1 tRNA gene and 1 rRNA gene are annotated in these 258 nt (G+C 53.1%); both read right to left on the bottom strand.

Annotated features, from left to right (window positions below):
* Position 1: 1 nt before the first annotated feature.
* Positions 2 to 75, bottom strand: a tRNA-Ile gene (locus FOI68_RS23130).
* Positions 76 to 207: 132 nt separating this feature from the next.
* Positions 208 to 258, bottom strand: a 16S ribosomal RNA gene (locus FOI68_RS23125); the annotation flags it as partial.

Here is a 258-nt window from a genome sequence, read left to right as displayed (position 1 = left end):
GTGGGCCTAGGCTGACTCGAACAGCCGACCTCACGCTTATCAGGCGTGCGCTCTGACCAACTGAGCTATAGGCCCAAATTCACCCCAAAAAGTGACGTGATGCTTCGAAGCGTATTCCGAGTACTTTTCGGGGGCCCCAAAGCCTATTTGGGTATGCTCCTTCAAAACTGAACAGCGAGTAGGCGTTGAGTTGCCAAAGCTCCGTAGAAAGGAGGTGATCCATCCGCACCTTCCGGTACGGATACCTTGTTACGACTT

This window comes from Brevibacillus sp. LEMMJ03 (genome assembly GCF_007197875.1).
Classification (GTDB): domain Bacteria; phylum Bacillota; class Bacilli; order Brevibacillales; family Brevibacillaceae; genus Brevibacillus; species Brevibacillus thermoruber.
Note: the sequence above shows the minus strand (reverse complement) of the source record. Positions and strands in the feature narration are given on the sequence as shown.